The organism is Sphingomonas lacunae (genome assembly GCF_012979535.1).
GTDB classification, from domain to species: Bacteria; Pseudomonadota; Alphaproteobacteria; order Sphingomonadales; family Sphingomonadaceae; genus Sphingopyxis; species Sphingopyxis lacunae.
Window position 1 is genome coordinate 363,971 of record NZ_CP053015.1, and the last position, 16,136, is coordinate 380,106.

Consider the following 16,136-nt stretch of genomic DNA (forward strand, 5'->3'; position numbering starts at 1 on the left):
TCCCCACTGGCAGCGTCTGGCCCGACTGACTGTTCACAGATTGACAGAATCCCTGAAAAAGGGAAGCGGGACCATCCGCCCGACACCGGACTTGCCGAAGCGACCGGTCGCTGCTAACCGCTGCGCCCCGCCCATCGACAGGACCAAACCACCATGCCTGCGAGCATGTCCGCCCAGCGTGCTGTCGGCATTGACTTTGGCACGACCAATTCAGTTATAGCTGTCCCCGGCGGTGAGCACGGCAGCGAGTTGGTGACATTTGCCTCCCCGGACGGTGAGGCCGCGATTTTCCGATCTGCACTGTGTTTCTGGGAAGAGGATGCACGGTCTGGCGGGCTGGGCCACGCCGCAGGGCCATGGGCGGTTGCCGAATATCTGGATTTTCCGCTTGGTTGCCGGTTCGTCCAGTCGTTCAAATCGGTTGCGGCCAATCCCGCATTTGAACAGGCCAGCCTGTTCGACCGGCGGCTGCGTTTTGAAGAGGTGGGCCAGATTTTCCTGCGCCACCTGTTGGCGCACGCGGGCGGACAATTGGCCGATCTGCCTGATCGCATCATCGTTGGCCGACCGGTCCGCTATGTAGGGGCCCGGCCCGACCCGGCCCTCGCCCGCCAACGCTATAACGCAATGTTCGCGCTGCTCGGACGCCCGGTGCAGTATGTCTATGAACCGATTGGCGCGGCTTATGGCTTTGCCGCACGGCTGGGCCAACCAACCACGCTGCTGGTTGCCGATTTCGGCGGCGGAACCAGCGACTTTTCGATCATGCGCGTCGAAGCGCCTGGCACGCCGCGTCGATGCACCGCGCTGAGTTCGGCCGGGATAGGCATCGCTGGAGACAGGTTCGATTATCGAATCATGGACAATCTGGTTCTGCCAATGCTGGGCAAGGGAGGCAGCTATCGTTCGTTTGACAAGATACTGGAAATTCCGGGCGGCCATTTCAGTGATTTTGGCGATTGGTCACGCCTTGCGTTGATGCGCAACCGCAAAACGATGGAAGCACTCACCCGTCTGCAGCGCAGTGCCCTGGATCCCGATGCCATTGGCCGGATGATCGCCGTTATCGAGCATGAACAGGGTTATCCGCTGTATGAAGCGGTTGGTGCATTGAAACGCAGCCTGTCCATGGCAGACCATGCCGCCTTTCACTTTGATGGACCTGATCTGCGGATTGATGCCGAGGTGCGCCGGTCAGAGTTCGAACAATGGATCGCCCCAGATCTGGCGCAGATCGCTGCCACCGTCGACATGGTGCTGGCCAGGGCAGGATTGCAGGCTGAGCAGATCGATCACGTCTTTCTGACCGGTGGATCATCCTTGATCCCCGCCGTGCGCCAACTGTTTGAACAACGATTTGGCTCCAGCCAGATTGAAAGTGGCAATGAACTGACGTCGATCGCACATGGGCTTGCGTTGATCGGTCAGGACGCTGATGTCGAGGAATGGATTGCCCCTGAGGAAGATATGGCATGAGCGTGGCCTTTCGCCGCGAAGGCGATGACGAGCATCTGGAGCCAGCTTTTGAGCTGCCCATTCCGCCAGGACCCAACCGGGTAACCGCGGCTGGCCTTGCCGCCATCCACGCCAAGGTCACCGAACTGGAAGGCCGGTTGGCGACATCAAGTGACGAAGCGGCCATCAAGGCGCTGCGACGTGACCTGCGCTATTGGCACACACGACTTTCAACGGCTGAACAGATGCCCCTGCCCGGTGGGGACAAGGTCGAATTCGGTTGCACCGTTCACTTCTGCCTCAACGGGGCAGAGCGCAGCATCACCATCGTCGGCGATGATGAAGCCGACCCAAAAGTCGGAAAACTCTCCTTTTCGGCGCCGCTGGCCCGCGCGATGATGGAGGCATGCACCGGTGACAGCGTCGATTTTGCTGGCCGCACCGATGCCATCCGCATTGTCTCGATCAGCGTCGCGGATCCAGCAAAGGCCGACTGACAACGGCCGGTCAATGCGGTGCCGACCGCCGACGGTTCAGGCAATGTGCAACGGTTGTTCGATCATTTCACCGCGAATGTCGCGGCCCGGCACATCCGATCCCGGCACATGCCGGATTCCCACTGGGTAAAGGGTCAAACCATCGGCATCAATTTTCATGCGCAGCATGTTCTTGAAATGGCGAATCCGCGTTGCCGAAAATGCCTCGTTCCAGTGACGGCCGGTCATGGTGAGGCTGCCAAACAAATAAAGACCGAACCAGCTGGCCGAGGCAAGGCCAGCGCCCATCGCCACCAACAGGCCGGATGTGACGGCATTCCAGGTCCCGGTATCATCCGCCTGATCAGACAGTGGCGCCATTTGCCGGCTTTGCGATGGTTCGGGATTGGCGACCCTTTCCGACATATCTGGTTTGCCCGTGACGGCCACAGTCGATGACTGGGCGACACTGGCCTGCCTGCCCGCGACCCATTGTCCATAAGCGGGCAACGCCGCAGCCGCGATCGCCATGAACAGGGCGATGTGGCCTATCGCATGGATGGAGCCGGCAATGGTTCGCCGCAGCCGACTGTCCTGCCAATCGGCGAAGTAGATGTAGACCCCCCATGTCATCAGCAACAGGACAACCACGACCGGCGTGTGGACCATCATGTCGATGATGCCGGCAAGGGCAGCGCCATAGTCGCCATCGAGCTTCTGGAAACGGGCAAGCATTTCCCCGGCCTTGTGATTGGCAACCCGCGCCTCCATCGCCCACAGCAACAGGCCATAGAAACAGGCATAGAGCAGGACAAACTTCGGATTATAAGCGGCAAAGCCGAGGGTTTTCAGCGACTGGACAAAACTGTCACGACGAGAGGGATAGACCGCCTCGGTTCCCTCCTCTCCGGCAGAGCGTGCCAGTTCGAAATGGCGCGGATAGGTTTTGCGTCCGGCCAGTTCCGACTGATTGGGCGGCGGTGATTCCCATGCAAAGGCAATATGCTGCCGCAACTGGTGGGTGGGGTGCAAAAATGCACCGCCGCCGCCCGCCGTCACATAATGGACATCGTTCTCCATATGGCGCGCATAATGGTGTGCATCCCCGGTCAGCACCAGTTTGAGCTGGTGCCCGCTCGGCTGACCATTGCGGCCCAATGTGTCAGCCGCGAGGCGAGAGAGAAAGGCAAAGCTGTTGAATGCAGGCCGCGGATCCGCCGGATCGACATATGTCCAGGACGGTTGACCGACGCACAGGATCAGCTTTGATCCGGGATCCATCCACTGTTGTGCGACATAGCGGAAGAAATCGACCTGTGGCTGGTCGATGAAACCTTCAAGCTGGCTGTCTGTGCCCCACATCCACCAACCATGCGGAAGTTTCAGGGCGAAATAGCTGCGCACCTGGCGGGTCTGACGCCGGGCAATGATCTTGCCGGTTCTGACCATGCTGGCCAGGTGCGGCGAGGCATAGGTTCGCCGGGCAAACAAATGGCTGAACGCTATCAATCCGTCATACCAGTCATGATTGCCCGGTATGGCGTACAGATCGCCAAGATCAGCACGATCGGCCTCCAAACCGAGCGCGCGGGGTACGTCCTCACAGGCTGATTCCCACGGCGCAACTAGTCGCTCATGATAGGCCTGGTGCGATGCGGTCGGATAGACCTGATCCCCGCCCATCACCAGCAGCTGCCCACGCGGCAAAGCACCGTCCCAGCCATCAGGCCGGATGCACTCGCCACTGGCCAGTTGGGCCACAGCCCGGGTCGATGCCCATCCATCCCCCGTATCTGCCAGAAAATCGAACCAGAATTCTCCAGCTTCATTGTAATGATCAGAATAATCATGCGTCGGATCAAATGGATGATTGGCGACAGGATTGACCGCAGCCACCAGTTCCCGTCGATCGGCAAAAGCACCAAAGACTGATGATACCACTACCCTGACAGCGATACGCGCCAGAGGTATCGGGTCGTACCAATGGCTCATCCCATGTTTTACTGATGTCATCGCGCCGCCCCCTCAGCTTGATAATCGTTCCCGCAAGACAAGACTGGCAGAGCACATCCTATTTCTCAATGGGCATGCGCCAAGTTGAACAGTCTTTGTAGTTCAGGCACTTGTCTCACTCTCCAGTTGCGTGAATCCTGTCGAGCGATCATGACGGTGTCGTAAAAGTCCGCTTGTGCGGAGAGTGCAGGAGCCAAGAGTCGCCATGCCAAGCAATCCCGGTCTTACCCAGGGCATTCGTCGCGCTGTTCAGGTGAGAGGGGACGGCATCGCGATCATCGATGGGAATGTGCGGATCAGCTGGACCGGATTTGCCGACCGCGTCGCCCGCCTAGCCGCCGCTTTCCGCGCGAAAGGGCTTACCACAGGCGGCAGGGTGGTCTTGCTGGCCCTCAACAGCCACCACAGCATCACCTGTTTCTTTGCCGCGATGCATGCCGGCGGCATCATCGTGCCATTGAACCATCGCCTGTCGCTTGACGAGTTGACCGCCCAGACCGCTGATTGTGCCCCTGACCTGATCGTCCTCGGCCCGGATTTTGCTGATCTTGCCGTGCCGCTCGCAACGGTTGCCCATTCGGTCAAGGCCGTGCTGATGACCGGCCGCGCCAGCGCCGAGGACCGGGGCGAACTGCTCGACGACCTTATCGCCGCCCACGAACCCATCGCCGACGCCTGTCGCGGCGCCGATGATGTCGCCTGCCTGTTCTACACCAGCGGCACGACCAATGCCGCCAAAGGTGTGATGCTCAGCCACACCAACATCCTCGCCAATACCGCCAATGTCGTTGCCCCGCTCGGCCTCGATGAGAGCGCCGTCCATCTTCACCACGGCCCGCTGTTCCATGTCGCGGCGGGTGTCCGCCTTTTCTCGGTGACGCATGTGGCCGGCACCCATGTCTTCCTCCCGCGCTTTGTGGCGGGCGAACTGATCCGGGAGATTGACCGGACCGGCGTCACCCACGCGACCTTCGTTCCCACCATGCTGCGCTCGATGCTCGACGATCCGGCGATGGCCAGTGCCGACCTCTCCTCGCTCAGGACCATTTCCTATGGTTCGGCCGCCATGCCCGAACCGCTGCTGCGTGAGGTGATGACCCGCCTGCCCGCCGTCCGCTTCATGCAAAGCTATGGCATGACCGAACTCTCCCCAGTCGCCACCATCCTCGGCTGGGAGGATCATCTGCCTGACCGCTGGGACAGCGGTGTCCTGCGCTCTGCGGGCAAGGCGGCGATGTTCTGCGATGTCCGGGTTGTCGGCACGGACGGTGAGCCGGTGCCCAATGGCACGCCGGGCGAAGTGCTGGTCTGCGGCCCCAATGTCATGCTCGGCTATTGGAACCGGCTCGACCTCTCGGTCGAAGCGATGCGTGATGGCTGGATGCGCACCGGCGACATCGGCGTGCTGCGTGACGACGGCTATCTGTTCATCGTCGATCGGCTCAAGGACATGATCATCACCGGCGGCGAAAATGTCTATTCGCAAGAGGTGGAAAACGCCATCGCCGCCCACCCCGCTGTCGCCCAGGTAGCCATCTTTGGCCGACCGCACGATCATTGGGGCGAAGCGGTCCACGCCACCGTCACCCTCAAACCCGGCACCAGCGCCAGCGCCGAAGAGATCATCGCCTTCACCCGCGACCGCCTCGCCCACTATAAATGCCCCCGTACCCTCGACATCCGCAACGAACCCATGCCGCTCAGCGGGGCGAACAAGATATTGAAGTCGAAGTTGAAAGAGGAACTGCTGGCGCGGGAACGGGTGGAGGGCTGAACCTTACCCGCCGCGCCGGATGCGATAGGCCAATTGCGCGCTGGCGATCGGCTTGTCGGGGCTGTCCTGCCAGGCAATCGCGCTGATGTTGGCGAGGTTGCGGCCCAGCCGTTCGACCTGCGCCACCGCGCGGCAATCCCGCTCCACCGCGCCGCGCATGAAGCTCGTCGTGACATTGATCGGCTTGAACCGGGCGGTCGGGTCCTCAAGGGCCAGCCGGTCCCGCAGCAGCACCAGTCCCGCCAACTCAAGCAGGCCGGTGATCGCCCCGCCGTGGAAAAATCCGGGGCGGCCCATCACCTTCTTGCTCCACGGCATGATGAGGACGGCGCGTCCGTCCATCTCCCCGTCGATCGCCACGTCGAGCCCGCGGGCATAGGGCGGCATGGCGGTGTGCGGGATGCCACTGTCTTGCGCGCCGCTCATTTGAAATAGCCTTCGGTGCAGATGAAGGTGCCCGCGACATGCGCCACCGGATCGGCCGCGTCGCCATTATGGGCGATGCCCCGGACAAAGGAGACGGTAGAGGTCAGATGATAGCATTCGCCCCGGCCAAACACCCGCGCGCCCGGCGGCGAGGGGCGGAGATAGTCGATGCGCATGTCCATCGTCGCGTGCGGGCGGAATTTCCCCACCCGCGTCCACACCGCCTGACTGGTCGCATTGTCCATCAGGCTGAAGATGGCGGCGGAGGCCAGCGCGCCGCTCTCCTCATCAACCACCAGATCCTCGCGCCAGTCCATCGCCATTTCGACCCAGTCGTCGCCATGGCCGTGATACTGAAAGCGCAAGTGGCGGCTGTGACCCTGTGCCGCCATGAAATCGCGCAGCAGCGAGGGATCGAATTTCTCAAGCAACGAGGGAAGGCCAAATGGCGGCTGGGAAGCATCGGTCATGCCACCAGCCGAGAGCAGCAAGCGCGCCCGCATGTCAAGCTTTCAGCCGCGCCGGCCGAACCAGATGATGTGGCGCGGGCCCTTGCCATTGGACCGGGCGCGCACCTCCACTTCCTCGACCGCATAGCCACTCTCGGCAAAGCGCCGGGCAAAGGCCTTGTCAGGCGCGGCGGACCAGACCGCCAGCGTGCCGCCGGGCCGCAACGCCATGCGCGCCCTTGCAAGACCCGCATGCGAATAGAGCGCGTCATTGCCCTGCCGCGACAGGCCATCGGGGCCATTGTCGACATCGAGCAGGATCGCGTCGAACGTGCCCGGCGAAGCGGCGATCAGTGCGCCGACATCGCCAATGTGGATGGTCGTGCGAGGGTCATCAATGCCGCCGGCGGTCAGCCCGGCCATCGGCCCCTTGGCCCAATCGATGATCTCGGGCACGATTTCCGCCACCGTCACCCGCGCATCCCGGCCCAGCACAGCAAGGCAGGCGCGCAAGGTGAAACCCATGCCATAACCGCCGACCAGCACATGCGGCTGCTTGCGCCCGGCAATGCGCTGGCATCCCATATGGGCAAGAGCCTCTTCGGAGCCGCTCATCCGGCTGCTCATCAACTCGTTGCGATCGAGCATGATGATATGGTCCTGTCCGCGCCGGACCAGCCGCAACTGTTCGCCGCCGGGGACTAGCGCGGTCGCCAATGTTTCGCGCGGGATCATGCCGCCTTGCCGCCTGCGCGCTGGCCATGACCCTGCCGTTGCCCGGCGTGAAATTCGGCGCGCTGCAATAGCATCTCCAGATCCTCCATAGCGATGTCATAGGCTTCACCCATGTCCTTGAGCGCCAGATCGATGTCATCGCGGTGCAGCAGCGGGTCAGCCATCACCGGCACGCCCGGCATCGGCACCGCCCGGTGCGGATAGCTGTGACCGCTCAGCCGATGGAACAGCCAGCCGGCCAAAACCAGCGTCGCCACATTGATCAGAACGATAGTGAAGGGAAAGGCAAAGCCCGCCGCCGTCACCGCCGGACCACCAATCACGCCAAGCAGCGCCATCGCCCCACCCGGCGGATGCAGGCAGCGGGCGAGCGACATGGCAAGGATGGCCAGTGCAACAGCCAACGCTCCCGCCAGCTCCGGATAGGGCACAACATGCACCACCATCATCCCCACCAGCGCCGATAGCACGCTGCCGCAGATCACCGAACGTGGCTGGGCCATCGGACTCGACGGCACGGCGAACACCAGCACCGCCGATGCGCCCAGCGGGGCGAGGATCGCAGGCAGCGGCAGCTTGAGGCCCAGTCCGCTGTCAAGCAGCGGCACCGCCAGCCAGCCGGCCAACTCGATCAGCAGTATGCCAAACAGTGCCCCCAGCACCGCCAGCATCCGGTCGCGCCATGCCGCGCCTGCAATTCCGCCGATCATCCCGCCTCCCCGCCAGCTCAAGCCGGGCCTATGCATGCTTTTGCCCGGCAGTGCAGCAAAGATGAACTATCGACTTGAACAGGTAGAGGATTCGCCTTTGTCAGCGGGCGGCTCTTTCGGCGATTCGCGCCCTTACCCGCTGTTCCAATATGGTCAGCGGCATCGCCCCTTCCTTGAGGATCTCATGGAATTGCTTGATGTCAAACGCATCACCAGCTGCCCGCTCAGCTTCGGCCCGCAGTCTGGTCCACGCCATATGGCCGACCTTGTAGCTACAGGCTTGCCCGATCTGGGTGCAGTAACGTTCCACTTCCCGTTGCGAGCGCGGACGGGCGAAGCCGGTGGTCTCGACCAGATAATCGGTCGCTCTCTGCCTGTCCCAGCGCCGCGTGTGTATGCCGGTATCCACCACCAGCCGCGCCGCGCGGAACAGGAAACTTTGCAGATAGCCAGCCCGTTCAAGCTCGCTGCCATAGGCGCCAAGCTCATCAGCCACCTGTTCGGCATAAAGCGCCCAGCCTTCGGAATAGGCTGAAAATCCACCAACCTTGCGAAGCGTCGGAATGTCGCGTGATTCCTGGGCAAGACTGATCTGCAAATGGTGCCCGGGTGACCCTTCATGAAATGTCAGGGCTGGCAGAGAATATTTCGGCCAGTCACCCGTATCCTTGAGGTTGATGAAATAGATGGCCGGGCGCGAACCATCGAGAGCGGCCCGATTGTAATAGCCATTCGATGCGCCATCCTGAATCTCGGGCGGCACCCGACGGATTTCCAGCGGCTGTGTCGGCAGCGTGGCAAAGGCTCGCGGCAACAGGGCGTTCATCGCCTGTACTCCGGCGTTGAGGCTCTCAATCAACGCGGCCCGGCCCGCGTCATCATTGGCGTACAACTGGTCAGGCCGGACATTGAGTTCGGCCAACCTTGCCCCGACGCTGCCGTTGGCCAGCCCCTGCGCCTTGAGGATCACATCCAGCTCGGCGCTTATCTCAGCCACCTGCTCAAGCCCTATGGCGTGCACCTCGTCGGGTGACATGGTGGTGGTCGTCGCCTGTTCGAGGGCCAACGCATAGATTTCGTCACCGCGGTCGAGCCGCCATGCACCGTCGCCCTCCCGCGTCGTCGGCTTCAATTCGGCGATGGTCGCCATCTGCCGGTCAAGCGCCGGATAGACTGCACTCTCAAGGATGCGCGTCGCCCGCGTCGCCCAGTCGCCTGCGATATTCGCCGCAGCAGCGCGACCGGCCAGCGAGCCGGTCATCCCGCTCTCAGCGGCCGGCTGGCCACGCAGGGCGCGCATTTGCCCGAGGGTCAGATCAAGCGACCAAGCCGGCGCCAACAGGCCGCGCCCGGCTTCCTCACGCTGCCGCTCGCTCTCCTGATCGAGGATGGTCGCAAATTGCTCCAGGCGCGAGAGATAGGCCTCGGCATCCTCGCTGCTGCGCACCGTATGGGCGGTGTTGAGAAAGTCAGGCACAGAAAAATAGGCGCCGCCCTGCTGGAAGATGCGATAGGGCCGCATCACCCCGTCCATACCGAGCCGGGATTGCGGCGCCGTCTGTGTATCCAGCTGATACTTCACCACATCGAGGTTGAGCTGGCCCGAAGGGGACAGGCTGGCACGGTCAATCGCAGAGAGGGCATTGCGCGCGGCGTTGAGGCGGGCGAACTCGGCTTGCCGCCGCTCGGGCGTGCGCGGGCTGAGTCGGGATTTGAGGGCGGCATTGGGCCCACGATCAAGGCCAAGTGAGGAAGCAAGCTCTGGCGACGACGCCACTGCCTCGGCAAAAATGCGTTCATAGAGCATGTTGGCAACACCATCAGCGTCGCCCCCGCCAGCCGCCTGAGCCAACACATCGGCGGGCGTCAGGGCCATGGCGACAGCGGCAGCGCTGCCGCTGGCAAGAAAATGTCTTCGGTTGAGTGACAAGGTCATGGGAACAGGCTCCAGGGGACTGGCCTGTCATTACACAGGCCACACAATAATGCCGACAAGGCTAGCAATGTTGCAGCAGCGCGAAAGGGGGCACCGTCCCTTTGGCTGCATCAGCCGATCAAGCGGGTGGTTTTGGTCCAATTTTTGCCGCCAACCATTTGACACCTTCAGCGACGGACGCGAAATAGACAGCGCCCAATAGGGTTGCGATGATCATGTTGATCCAATCAACGCGGGTCAGGATGAGCGGCGCAGCGGCCACGGTCAGGAACAGCATGGCCGAGGCGTTGATGACAAGCGGCACAAAATTGCACGTCTGCACATAGAGCGACACAATCACTGCCAGCAGTGCGACGACCAATCCCGCCGAACCATAATTTGTCGGCAGCGCGTACAACAGCCAAGCCAGGCCGATACCATACAAGGCACCAAGCGTGGCCGACGGCAGCCGCTTGACATCCAGCTTTTCATTGTTGGCCCAGAACCAAAGCAACAGGAAACCGGCGAACACTGCTTCCCCCTTTGGGTCAAACGACATGTTGCCGATGATGATCCAGCCAACAATCAACCCCACTACAATCAACGTGACGACGATGCCCGCCACCGGCCCCGGCGGTGCTTCAGCGGCGGCTTGCGGCTCCGTTTTTTGTTCACTCATACTGGCTCCCCCCCTATCGTTCCGACGATTTCGGACCCTCATGTTGCACTTTTGCTGCACCTTTTGCTGCGCAGCAATTGCAACTCGTGGCAGGCACGGTTTCGGGGGTCGAGGCAAACGGACGCGACAGCGGCGGCTCGCGCTGGTAAAGATGCGCCAACAGCTCCGGAGACGAACCAGACCATGCTCAAGAACCTGCGCGGACAACCTACCTCGCATGACATTGCCGAAATGGTCGGCGTATCGCAGCCGACGGTGTCCAAAGCACTGCGTGGCTGTCGCACGATCAATGAAGATACCCGCCGCCGTGTCATGGAGGCGGCCAAAGCGCTCAACTATACGGTCAACCGCAACGCGGCCCGCTTGCGCTCAAAGCGGACGAATACCATCGCCCTCGTCGTCATTTGCCGGCCGGAGGATGCCAGGTCGGACATCAACCCATTTTATCTTTCCTTGCTGGGCTGTGTCGCCACCGCCGCATCTGACGCTGGCTATGATCTGCTGGTCTCCTTTCAGGACGAGACACAGGATTTCTATGGCCAGTATGAGGATGGCAAGCAGGCCGATGGCCTGTTGGTAATCGGCAGCGCAGAAAACAAGCGCGGCTGGGACTATTTTGGCAAACTCCACGAACAGGGCAAGGCGGTCATCTGCTGGGGTGCACCGGGCGACGATCTGCTGTGCGTGACCGGTGACAACCGGCATGGCGGTGCGATGGCGACCCAGCACATGATCGACCATGGCCGGACTGCCATCGCCTTTGTCGGTCCGACCGACAGTTCCCAACGCCAGTTCGGCGACCGGCACGCGGGCTATATGGAGGCGATGCGTGCCGCCGGCCTTGGACCCCTGCCAGCCCAATATGTCGCCGCTGTGACGAGGGAGGAGCAGGGGTATTTGACAACCGCGGCAATGCTCGACAGCGGACTGGCCTTTGACGGTATTTTTGCGGCATGCGACCTGATCGGGATTGGCGCGCTGCGCTGTCTCAATGATCGCGGGGTCAAGGTGCCTGCTGATGTTTCCCTGGTCGGCTTTGACGGGATCAAGGCGACGAAGCATTGCACGCCGGCCATGACCACGATTGAACAGGATTTCCGCAAGGCAGGCCAGTTGCTGGTGCAACGCCTGTTGGCGGTCATTGACGGAGAATCCTTCACCGATGAGCCTGTGCCGTGCCGTATGACGGTACGGCAGAGCAGTATCCCGCCAATTCCGCGACAGTGAAGGACAAATTCCTGCCGCAAATGCTTGCAGTCGCGAGCGGTCGCGGGCAATGCTGGGCTCATGACGGGCACGGAAACCATCGATCCCTCCACACCACGAGACCCGGCAGCCATTTGCTGGCCGCAAATGCCTGCTCTGGTTGAAGAGATCCGTGAGGCAGGTGCCCGGATCGGCCTGCCCTATATTGCCGTGCAAAGCGATTTGGGTGACCCCCACCCAATGTCCGACCAAGAAGGTCGGCCCTATGCCGAAACTAGCTTTGAATGGCTGAATCCCGACGATCATTATTGGAAAGACCGCAAGCTGGCGCTGCATGCACCGTTGCTGACCGCGTCCCGCCTCATTTCAGAGCCTTTCTATTTCTCCAGGGGCAAATTGGTAACCTGGCGGGAGACCACGTTGCTCGACTCGATCGACAAGGCCATGCTGGCGGACAGTGCCGGTCCCGGCGACTCGATCATAGCCCCGGTGCATTTGCCGCGCGGGCTGGTTGGCGCGGTCTTCTGGTGCTCGCGTGAGCCTGTGGCGATTGCGGAGATTTTCGCGCGTGAGGCCGCCTATCTCCACACCTTGGCGCTGCGCTTTGTCGCGACGCATATCGAGGCCCGCCGCCGCCCTCGCCAGAATAGCGGCCTTCAATCGCTTACCCGGCGTGAGGTGCAGTGCCTGCGCTGGGCCGCCGCCGGCAAGACCGATGGCGAGATCGGTATCATCCTGTCGCTGTCAGTCTCAACGGTCCGGTTCCATCTGCGCAATGCGGCGGGTAAACTGGGCGCTACCGGCCGGGCACAGGCGATCCAGATTGCCGCTGGCCTGGGCTATGTCGGCGCACGCCTCGCCTGAGCGGGACTGACTGACTGACAGCTTCGCCAGTTGGCAGCGGCACGATCGCTGGTGATGATCGGCATCATGACAGTCGAGACCCAGCACAGCGCCGCCGAACTTGCCGCCTTCCGCGAGGAGGTGCGCAGCTTCTTTGAAGAGAATCTCGCCGAGGACTTCCGCCGCGCCGGGGAACGGGCGACCAGTGTCTTTTACGACCCCGCCATTTCGCTGCCCTGGCAGCGTATCCTGCATGGCCGCGGCTGGGCTGCGCCTGATTGGCCGACCGAATATGGCGGCCCCGGCTGGAGCGATGAGCAGCGCTATATCTTTGCCGAGGAATATGGCCGTGCGCGTGCGCCCAGTCTTGCGCCACAGGGCCTCAAGATGGTCGCCCCGGTGCTGATGCATTATGGCACGCCGGAGCAGAAGGCCCATTACCTGCCGCGCATCCTGTCGGGCGAGGATTATTGGTGCCAGGGCTATTCCGAGCCCGGCGCCGGGTCCGACCTCGCCTCGCTCAAGCTGCGCGCTGACAGCGATGGCGATGACTATATCCTCAACGGGTCCAAGATCTGGACCACCCATGCGCAGTTCGCCAACCGCATGTTTTTGCTGGTCCGCACATCGTCGGAGGGCAAGCCGCAACAGGGCATCACCTTCCTGTTGATGGACATGGCCACGCCGGGGGTGACGGTAAAGCCGATCATCACGCTGGCGGGCGAGCATGAGCTCAACCAGGTGTTTTTCGACGATGTCCGCGTGCCCAAGGCCAACCGCCTTGGCGAGGAGAATGACGGCTGGACCGTCGCCAAGCACCTCCTCACCTTTGAACGCGGCGGGGCCTATACGCCGGGACTCAAGCCGCTGTTGAACCGGCTGTTGGCGACCGACAATGAAGACCCGCTGATCCGCGCCCGAATGCAGCGGGAAGCGGTGACGCTGGAGGCCCTGCAAGCGATTGAAATGAAGTCGATGCGCGGTGTGGGCGGCACCCCTGCCCTCTATGCCTCGCTGCTGAAAATCCAGGGTACCGAGTCGGCGCAGCGCATCGATGTGCTCGGCTGCGAGGTCACCGGCAGCGCGGGCTGGGCCCATGCCGACGGCCAGACGCCCGACCTGCAAGCGGTGGCCGTGCCGCGCTACCTCAACGACCGGGCGGGGACGATTTATGCCGGGTCCAACGAGATCCAGCGCGACCTGCTCGCCCGCATGGTCATAGGCTAAACCCGACCTGTCAGGCGGCCGCCGTCGCCGCGTGCCGGGCGAGCTGGGCGCTGAGCGGGCCGAGCGCCGCGCCAATCGCCAGCCCCCGCTTGTAGAGACCGCCGAGCGACAATTCCTCTGTCAGGCCCATCGCGCCATGGATTTGCACGGCCTGTTCGCCAACAAAGCGGATCGCTTCCCCCACCTCGACACAGGCAGCCGCGACCTTGTGGCCGCGCCGGGCGGGCGCATCACCCTCGGCCAGCACCGCGACTTCGGTCAGCGCGACGGCCTTCATCATCGCCATCTGCATGTCGGCCATGCGGTGCCGCAACACCTGAAAGCTGCTGATCGCCAAGCCGAACTGCTTGCGCTGGCCCATATAATCGACCGTCGTCGCCATCATCCGCGCCATCAGGCCACAGGCTTCGGCGGCGAGACCGGTGAGCCAGGCATCGCCGATCTGATCGGCCAGCGCCGCAGCGTCTGCGCCGGTTGCCAGCACGGCATCGCTGGCGACCTGCGCCGCCACCGCGACATCGGCGGCGCCGCTGCCATCGTGCATTATCCGCACGCGCCGTTCGACCCCGGCGGCATCGGCCGGGACAAGCGCGATGGCGTCATCGGCGAGCAGCATCAGCCAATCGGCCGCATCGGCCCCGGCGACAACATCCGCCCGCCCGGAGAAGGTCCAACCGGCGCCTTGCGCCTCAGCCGACAGGCCGGTGACCAGCGCCACCCGCTGTGTGCCCGCGACCAGTGCATCGAGCGCGGCGTGGCCCGGCGCGACATCGGCGAGCAGCCCGCTCGCCAGACTGTGGGCCAGCCAGGCGCCGCCGAGAAATGACGGGCCGAGCGCCGCCATGACCAGCGCGCGTTCGACACCGCCGCCACCGACACCGCCCGCAGCCTCGGCCACGCCAATGCCCATCAGCCCCAGATCAGCGGCGAGGCCGTCCCAGTCAGCCCGGTCCCGATCCGCCAGATAGCGGGCGAGCCCGTCATCGAGCATCACCTGCCCTTCATCCAGCGGCAGATCAAAAACGCGCATGGCCCTCTCCCTTGTTGGCAGCAGTGATGCTGCACAGGGGCGCGCGACGGAAGCTGGCGAGTGTGGCAGGCGGGGTGCGGGTAATGCACTAGCGGGCTGCACCCACCTGTTCCGGCAGCATATCAATACCCGTCATGGCGAGGCTCATCCTCTGGTGATCCCACGGCACAGGCGTTGCGGGGCATGGTTCGCCGTGATAGGCGAGGCGGATGTCATTGCTGGCAAAACCGTTCCTGGCATCCTCTCGCGCCATGATAAAACCCGCGCTGGCCGCCATATTCTGGTACACGCCAAACGCACGGCCAGGTTGCACAATGGCGGGCACAATGGCGCAATAGGCTTCGTGCAATTGCGCAATGGTAACAGACCTATCGAACCCAAGGGAGAGGGGGAGCGGGCCTGCGGGACGGCCAGCTTGGTTGCCGTTGAAGAAAAGCGGATTAGCGCCCGCAACATAACCGGCCATAAATGCGCTCATATCACTGTCCATCTCTATTCCACCCCCGCCATTGGTGAAGCCAATTTGGTTGGCGATGTCGCGCTGCATGGGCACCGCCACAGCGCGAGGATGCTGCAGCAAGGTGGTTGCGACATCTCGATAAAGCGCATCAATCGCTGGGATGGTGGCGGTGGAGCGTTGTTCGGGTGGCACGTCCAGCGGGCGGCTGATGGTGACGTTTTGATTTGCCACCGCAGGTGGCATAAACCACGAGTTGTTCAAATTTTCGTGGAGAATCTCGCGCCGTGCGGTTTCTCTCAGCAGCACATGCAAAAACTGCTCACGCGTCATGGCCGTGGGTTTAATACTATCCACCAGATCATAAAATTCATTGGAATAAGTGAGCAGCGTCGAGACAATCACAATATCCCAATCTCTAGGCAGGCGTCGAAAATCTTCTGCAGTCAAATCTCGGTAGGATCTTCCAATGATAGGGTTATCTGGTGTTGCAGGGTCAAAAATCTGGCGGTAAAGTCCTACATTGCGCTGGGCCGATGCATATTGTTCTGCTTCCGACCCAGGTTGCCGCCTTTCCGTTGTCTGAGCACTCACGACTGACGAGGCACCCAATGCGCTAGCCAAAATAGCAACTGGCAATGCCAATGCGGCAGCAGTCAAAACAAGATTTGAACGCCTCAATTGGAATTCCCCCATTCCAGCGCCATAAAACGCTCAATAGGTAAGGCTATGCCACAGCAC

The 16,136-nt window shown here is 62.3% G+C and carries 15 protein-coding genes; 6 read left to right on the plus strand and 9 right to left on the minus strand.

Going from position 1 to position 16,136, the window contains the following annotated elements; genetic code table 11:
- The first annotated feature begins 165 nt into the window (after positions 1-165).
- Both GV829_RS01610 and GV829_RS01615 read left to right on the plus strand, forming a co-directional pair.
- Positions 166-1,476 (plus strand): Hsp70 family protein, encoded by a 1,311-nt coding sequence (locus tag GV829_RS01610; RefSeq protein ID WP_246202952.1) that lies wholly within the window; start codon positions 166-168, stop codon positions 1,474-1,476.
- Positions 1,473-1,952: a GreA/GreB family elongation factor gene (locus GV829_RS01615; RefSeq protein ID WP_169943516.1), complete on the plus strand. Its 480-nt coding sequence runs from the start codon at positions 1,473-1,475 to the stop codon at positions 1,950-1,952. Before GV829_RS01610 ends, GV829_RS01615 begins: the two co-directional genes overlap by 4 nt.
- Before the next feature lie 36 nt (positions 1,953-1,988).
- On the opposite strand, the gene GV829_RS01620 is transcribed toward GV829_RS01615, so the two are convergent.
- Positions 1,989-3,944: a metallophosphoesterase gene (locus tag GV829_RS01620; protein WP_169943517.1), complete on the minus strand. Its 1,956-nt coding sequence runs from the start codon at positions 3,942-3,944 to the stop codon at positions 1,989-1,991.
- Between the two features lie 205 nt (positions 3,945-4,149).
- Here GV829_RS01620 and GV829_RS01625 point away from each other — a divergent pair, with 205 nt between their 5' ends.
- Complete coding sequence (locus GV829_RS01625) at positions 4,150-5,718, plus strand: AMP-binding protein (protein ID WP_169943518.1); 1,569 nt, start codon at positions 4,150-4,152, stop codon at positions 5,716-5,718.
- 3 nt (positions 5,719-5,721) lie between these two features.
- Here the strand turns inward: GV829_RS01625 and GV829_RS01630 are convergent, their stop codons facing one another.
- The 6 genes from GV829_RS01630 to GV829_RS01655 form a co-directional block, all read right to left on the minus strand.
- Entirely contained in the window at positions 5,722-6,144 is a 423-nt protein-coding gene (locus GV829_RS01630; protein ID WP_246202953.1) for a PaaI family thioesterase, read from the minus strand.
- Positions 6,141-6,614, minus strand: coding sequence for a PaaI family thioesterase (locus GV829_RS01635; RefSeq protein ID WP_343042846.1), 474 nt, complete (start codon positions 6,612-6,614; stop codon positions 6,141-6,143). Before GV829_RS01635 ends, GV829_RS01630 begins: the two co-directional genes overlap by 4 nt.
- Positions 6,615-6,656: 42 nt before the next feature.
- Entirely contained in the window at positions 6,657-7,328 is a 672-nt protein-coding gene (locus tag GV829_RS01640; RefSeq protein WP_169943519.1) for a spermidine synthase, read from the minus strand.
- Positions 7,325-8,038: an HPP family protein gene (locus GV829_RS01645; protein WP_169943520.1), complete on the minus strand. Its 714-nt coding sequence runs from the start codon at positions 8,036-8,038 to the stop codon at positions 7,325-7,327. Before GV829_RS01645 ends, GV829_RS01640 begins: the two co-directional genes overlap by 4 nt.
- Before the next feature lie 100 nt (positions 8,039-8,138).
- The gene (locus GV829_RS01650; protein ID WP_169943521.1) at positions 8,139-9,974 is read right to left on the minus strand and encodes a DUF885 domain-containing protein; all 1,836 of its coding nucleotides are present in this window, start codon (positions 9,972-9,974) and stop codon (positions 8,139-8,141) included.
- Between the two features lie 118 nt (positions 9,975-10,092).
- Complete coding sequence (locus GV829_RS01655; protein ID WP_169943522.1) at positions 10,093-10,632, minus strand: hypothetical protein; 540 nt, start codon at positions 10,630-10,632, stop codon at positions 10,093-10,095.
- 183 nt (positions 10,633-10,815) lie between these two features.
- Here GV829_RS01655 and GV829_RS01660 point away from each other — a divergent pair, with 183 nt between their 5' ends.
- From GV829_RS01660 to GV829_RS01670, 3 genes are all read left to right on the plus strand, one after another.
- On the plus strand, positions 10,816-11,859 hold the full coding sequence (locus tag GV829_RS01660; protein WP_246202954.1) for a substrate-binding domain-containing protein: 1,044 nt from the start codon (positions 10,816-10,818) through the stop codon (positions 11,857-11,859).
- 60 nt (positions 11,860-11,919) lie between these two features.
- Entirely contained in the window at positions 11,920-12,702 is a 783-nt protein-coding gene (locus tag GV829_RS14345) for a helix-turn-helix transcriptional regulator (RefSeq protein WP_169943523.1), read from the plus strand.
- Between the two features lie 66 nt (positions 12,703-12,768).
- A complete protein-coding gene (locus GV829_RS01670; RefSeq protein ID WP_169943524.1) occupies positions 12,769-13,908 on the plus strand; it encodes an acyl-CoA dehydrogenase family protein in 1,140 nt (379 codons plus the stop codon).
- A 10-nt stretch (positions 13,909-13,918) separates the two neighbouring features.
- Here GV829_RS01670 and GV829_RS01675 read toward each other — a convergent pair whose 3' ends face one another.
- Positions 13,919-14,938, minus strand: a complete 1,020-nt coding sequence (locus GV829_RS01675; RefSeq protein WP_169943525.1) for an acyl-CoA dehydrogenase family protein — start codon at positions 14,936-14,938, stop codon at positions 13,919-13,921.
- Positions 14,939-15,026: 88 nt separating this feature from the next.
- On the minus strand, positions 15,027-16,091 hold the full coding sequence (locus GV829_RS01680; RefSeq protein ID WP_169943526.1) for a hypothetical protein: 1,065 nt from the start codon (positions 16,089-16,091) through the stop codon (positions 15,027-15,029).
- Positions 16,092-16,136: the final 45 nt, after the last annotated feature.

Excerpts from the sequence above, each read along its gene's own strand:
- GV829_RS01610 (WP_246202952.1), top strand. The coding sequence starts at position 166 with ATGTCCGCCCAGCGTGCTGTCGGCATTGACTTTGGCACGACCAATTCA.
- GV829_RS01615 (WP_169943516.1), top strand. The coding sequence starts at position 1,473 with ATGAGCGTGGCCTTTCGCCGCGAAGGCGATGACGAGCATCTGGAGCCA.
- GV829_RS01655 (WP_169943522.1), bottom strand. The coding sequence starts at position 10,632 with ATGAGTGAACAAAAAACGGAGCCGCAAGCCGCCGCTGAAGCACCGCCG.
- GV829_RS01650 (WP_169943521.1), bottom strand. The coding sequence starts at position 9,974 with ATGACCTTGTCACTCAACCGAAGACATTTTCTTGCCAGCGGCAGCGCT.
- GV829_RS01675 (WP_169943525.1), bottom strand. The coding sequence starts at position 14,938 with ATGCGCGTTTTTGATCTGCCGCTGGATGAAGGGCAGGTGATGCTCGAT.
- GV829_RS01620 (WP_169943517.1), bottom strand. The coding sequence starts at position 3,944 with ATGACATCAGTAAAACATGGGATGAGCCATTGGTACGACCCGATACCT.
- GV829_RS01645 (WP_169943520.1), bottom strand. The coding sequence starts at position 8,038 with ATGATCGGCGGAATTGCAGGCGCGGCATGGCGCGACCGGATGCTGGCG.
- GV829_RS01635 (WP_343042846.1), bottom strand. The coding sequence starts at position 6,614 with ATGACCGATGCTTCCCAGCCGCCATTTGGCCTTCCCTCGTTGCTTGAG.
- GV829_RS01630 (WP_246202953.1), bottom strand. The coding sequence starts at position 6,144 with ATGAGCGGCGCGCAAGACAGTGGCATCCCGCACACCGCCATGCCGCCC.
- GV829_RS01670 (WP_169943524.1), top strand. The coding sequence starts at position 12,769 with ATGACAGTCGAGACCCAGCACAGCGCCGCCGAACTTGCCGCCTTCCGC.
- GV829_RS01680 (WP_169943526.1), bottom strand. The coding sequence starts at position 16,091 with ATGGGGGAATTCCAATTGAGGCGTTCAAATCTTGTTTTGACTGCTGCC.
- GV829_RS01640 (WP_169943519.1), bottom strand. The coding sequence starts at position 7,328 with ATGATCCCGCGCGAAACATTGGCGACCGCGCTAGTCCCCGGCGGCGAA.
- GV829_RS01625 (WP_169943518.1), top strand. The coding sequence starts at position 4,150 with ATGCCAAGCAATCCCGGTCTTACCCAGGGCATTCGTCGCGCTGTTCAG.
- GV829_RS14345 (WP_169943523.1), top strand. The coding sequence starts at position 11,920 with ATGACGGGCACGGAAACCATCGATCCCTCCACACCACGAGACCCGGCA.
- GV829_RS01660 (WP_246202954.1), top strand. The coding sequence starts at position 10,816 with ATGCTCAAGAACCTGCGCGGACAACCTACCTCGCATGACATTGCCGAA.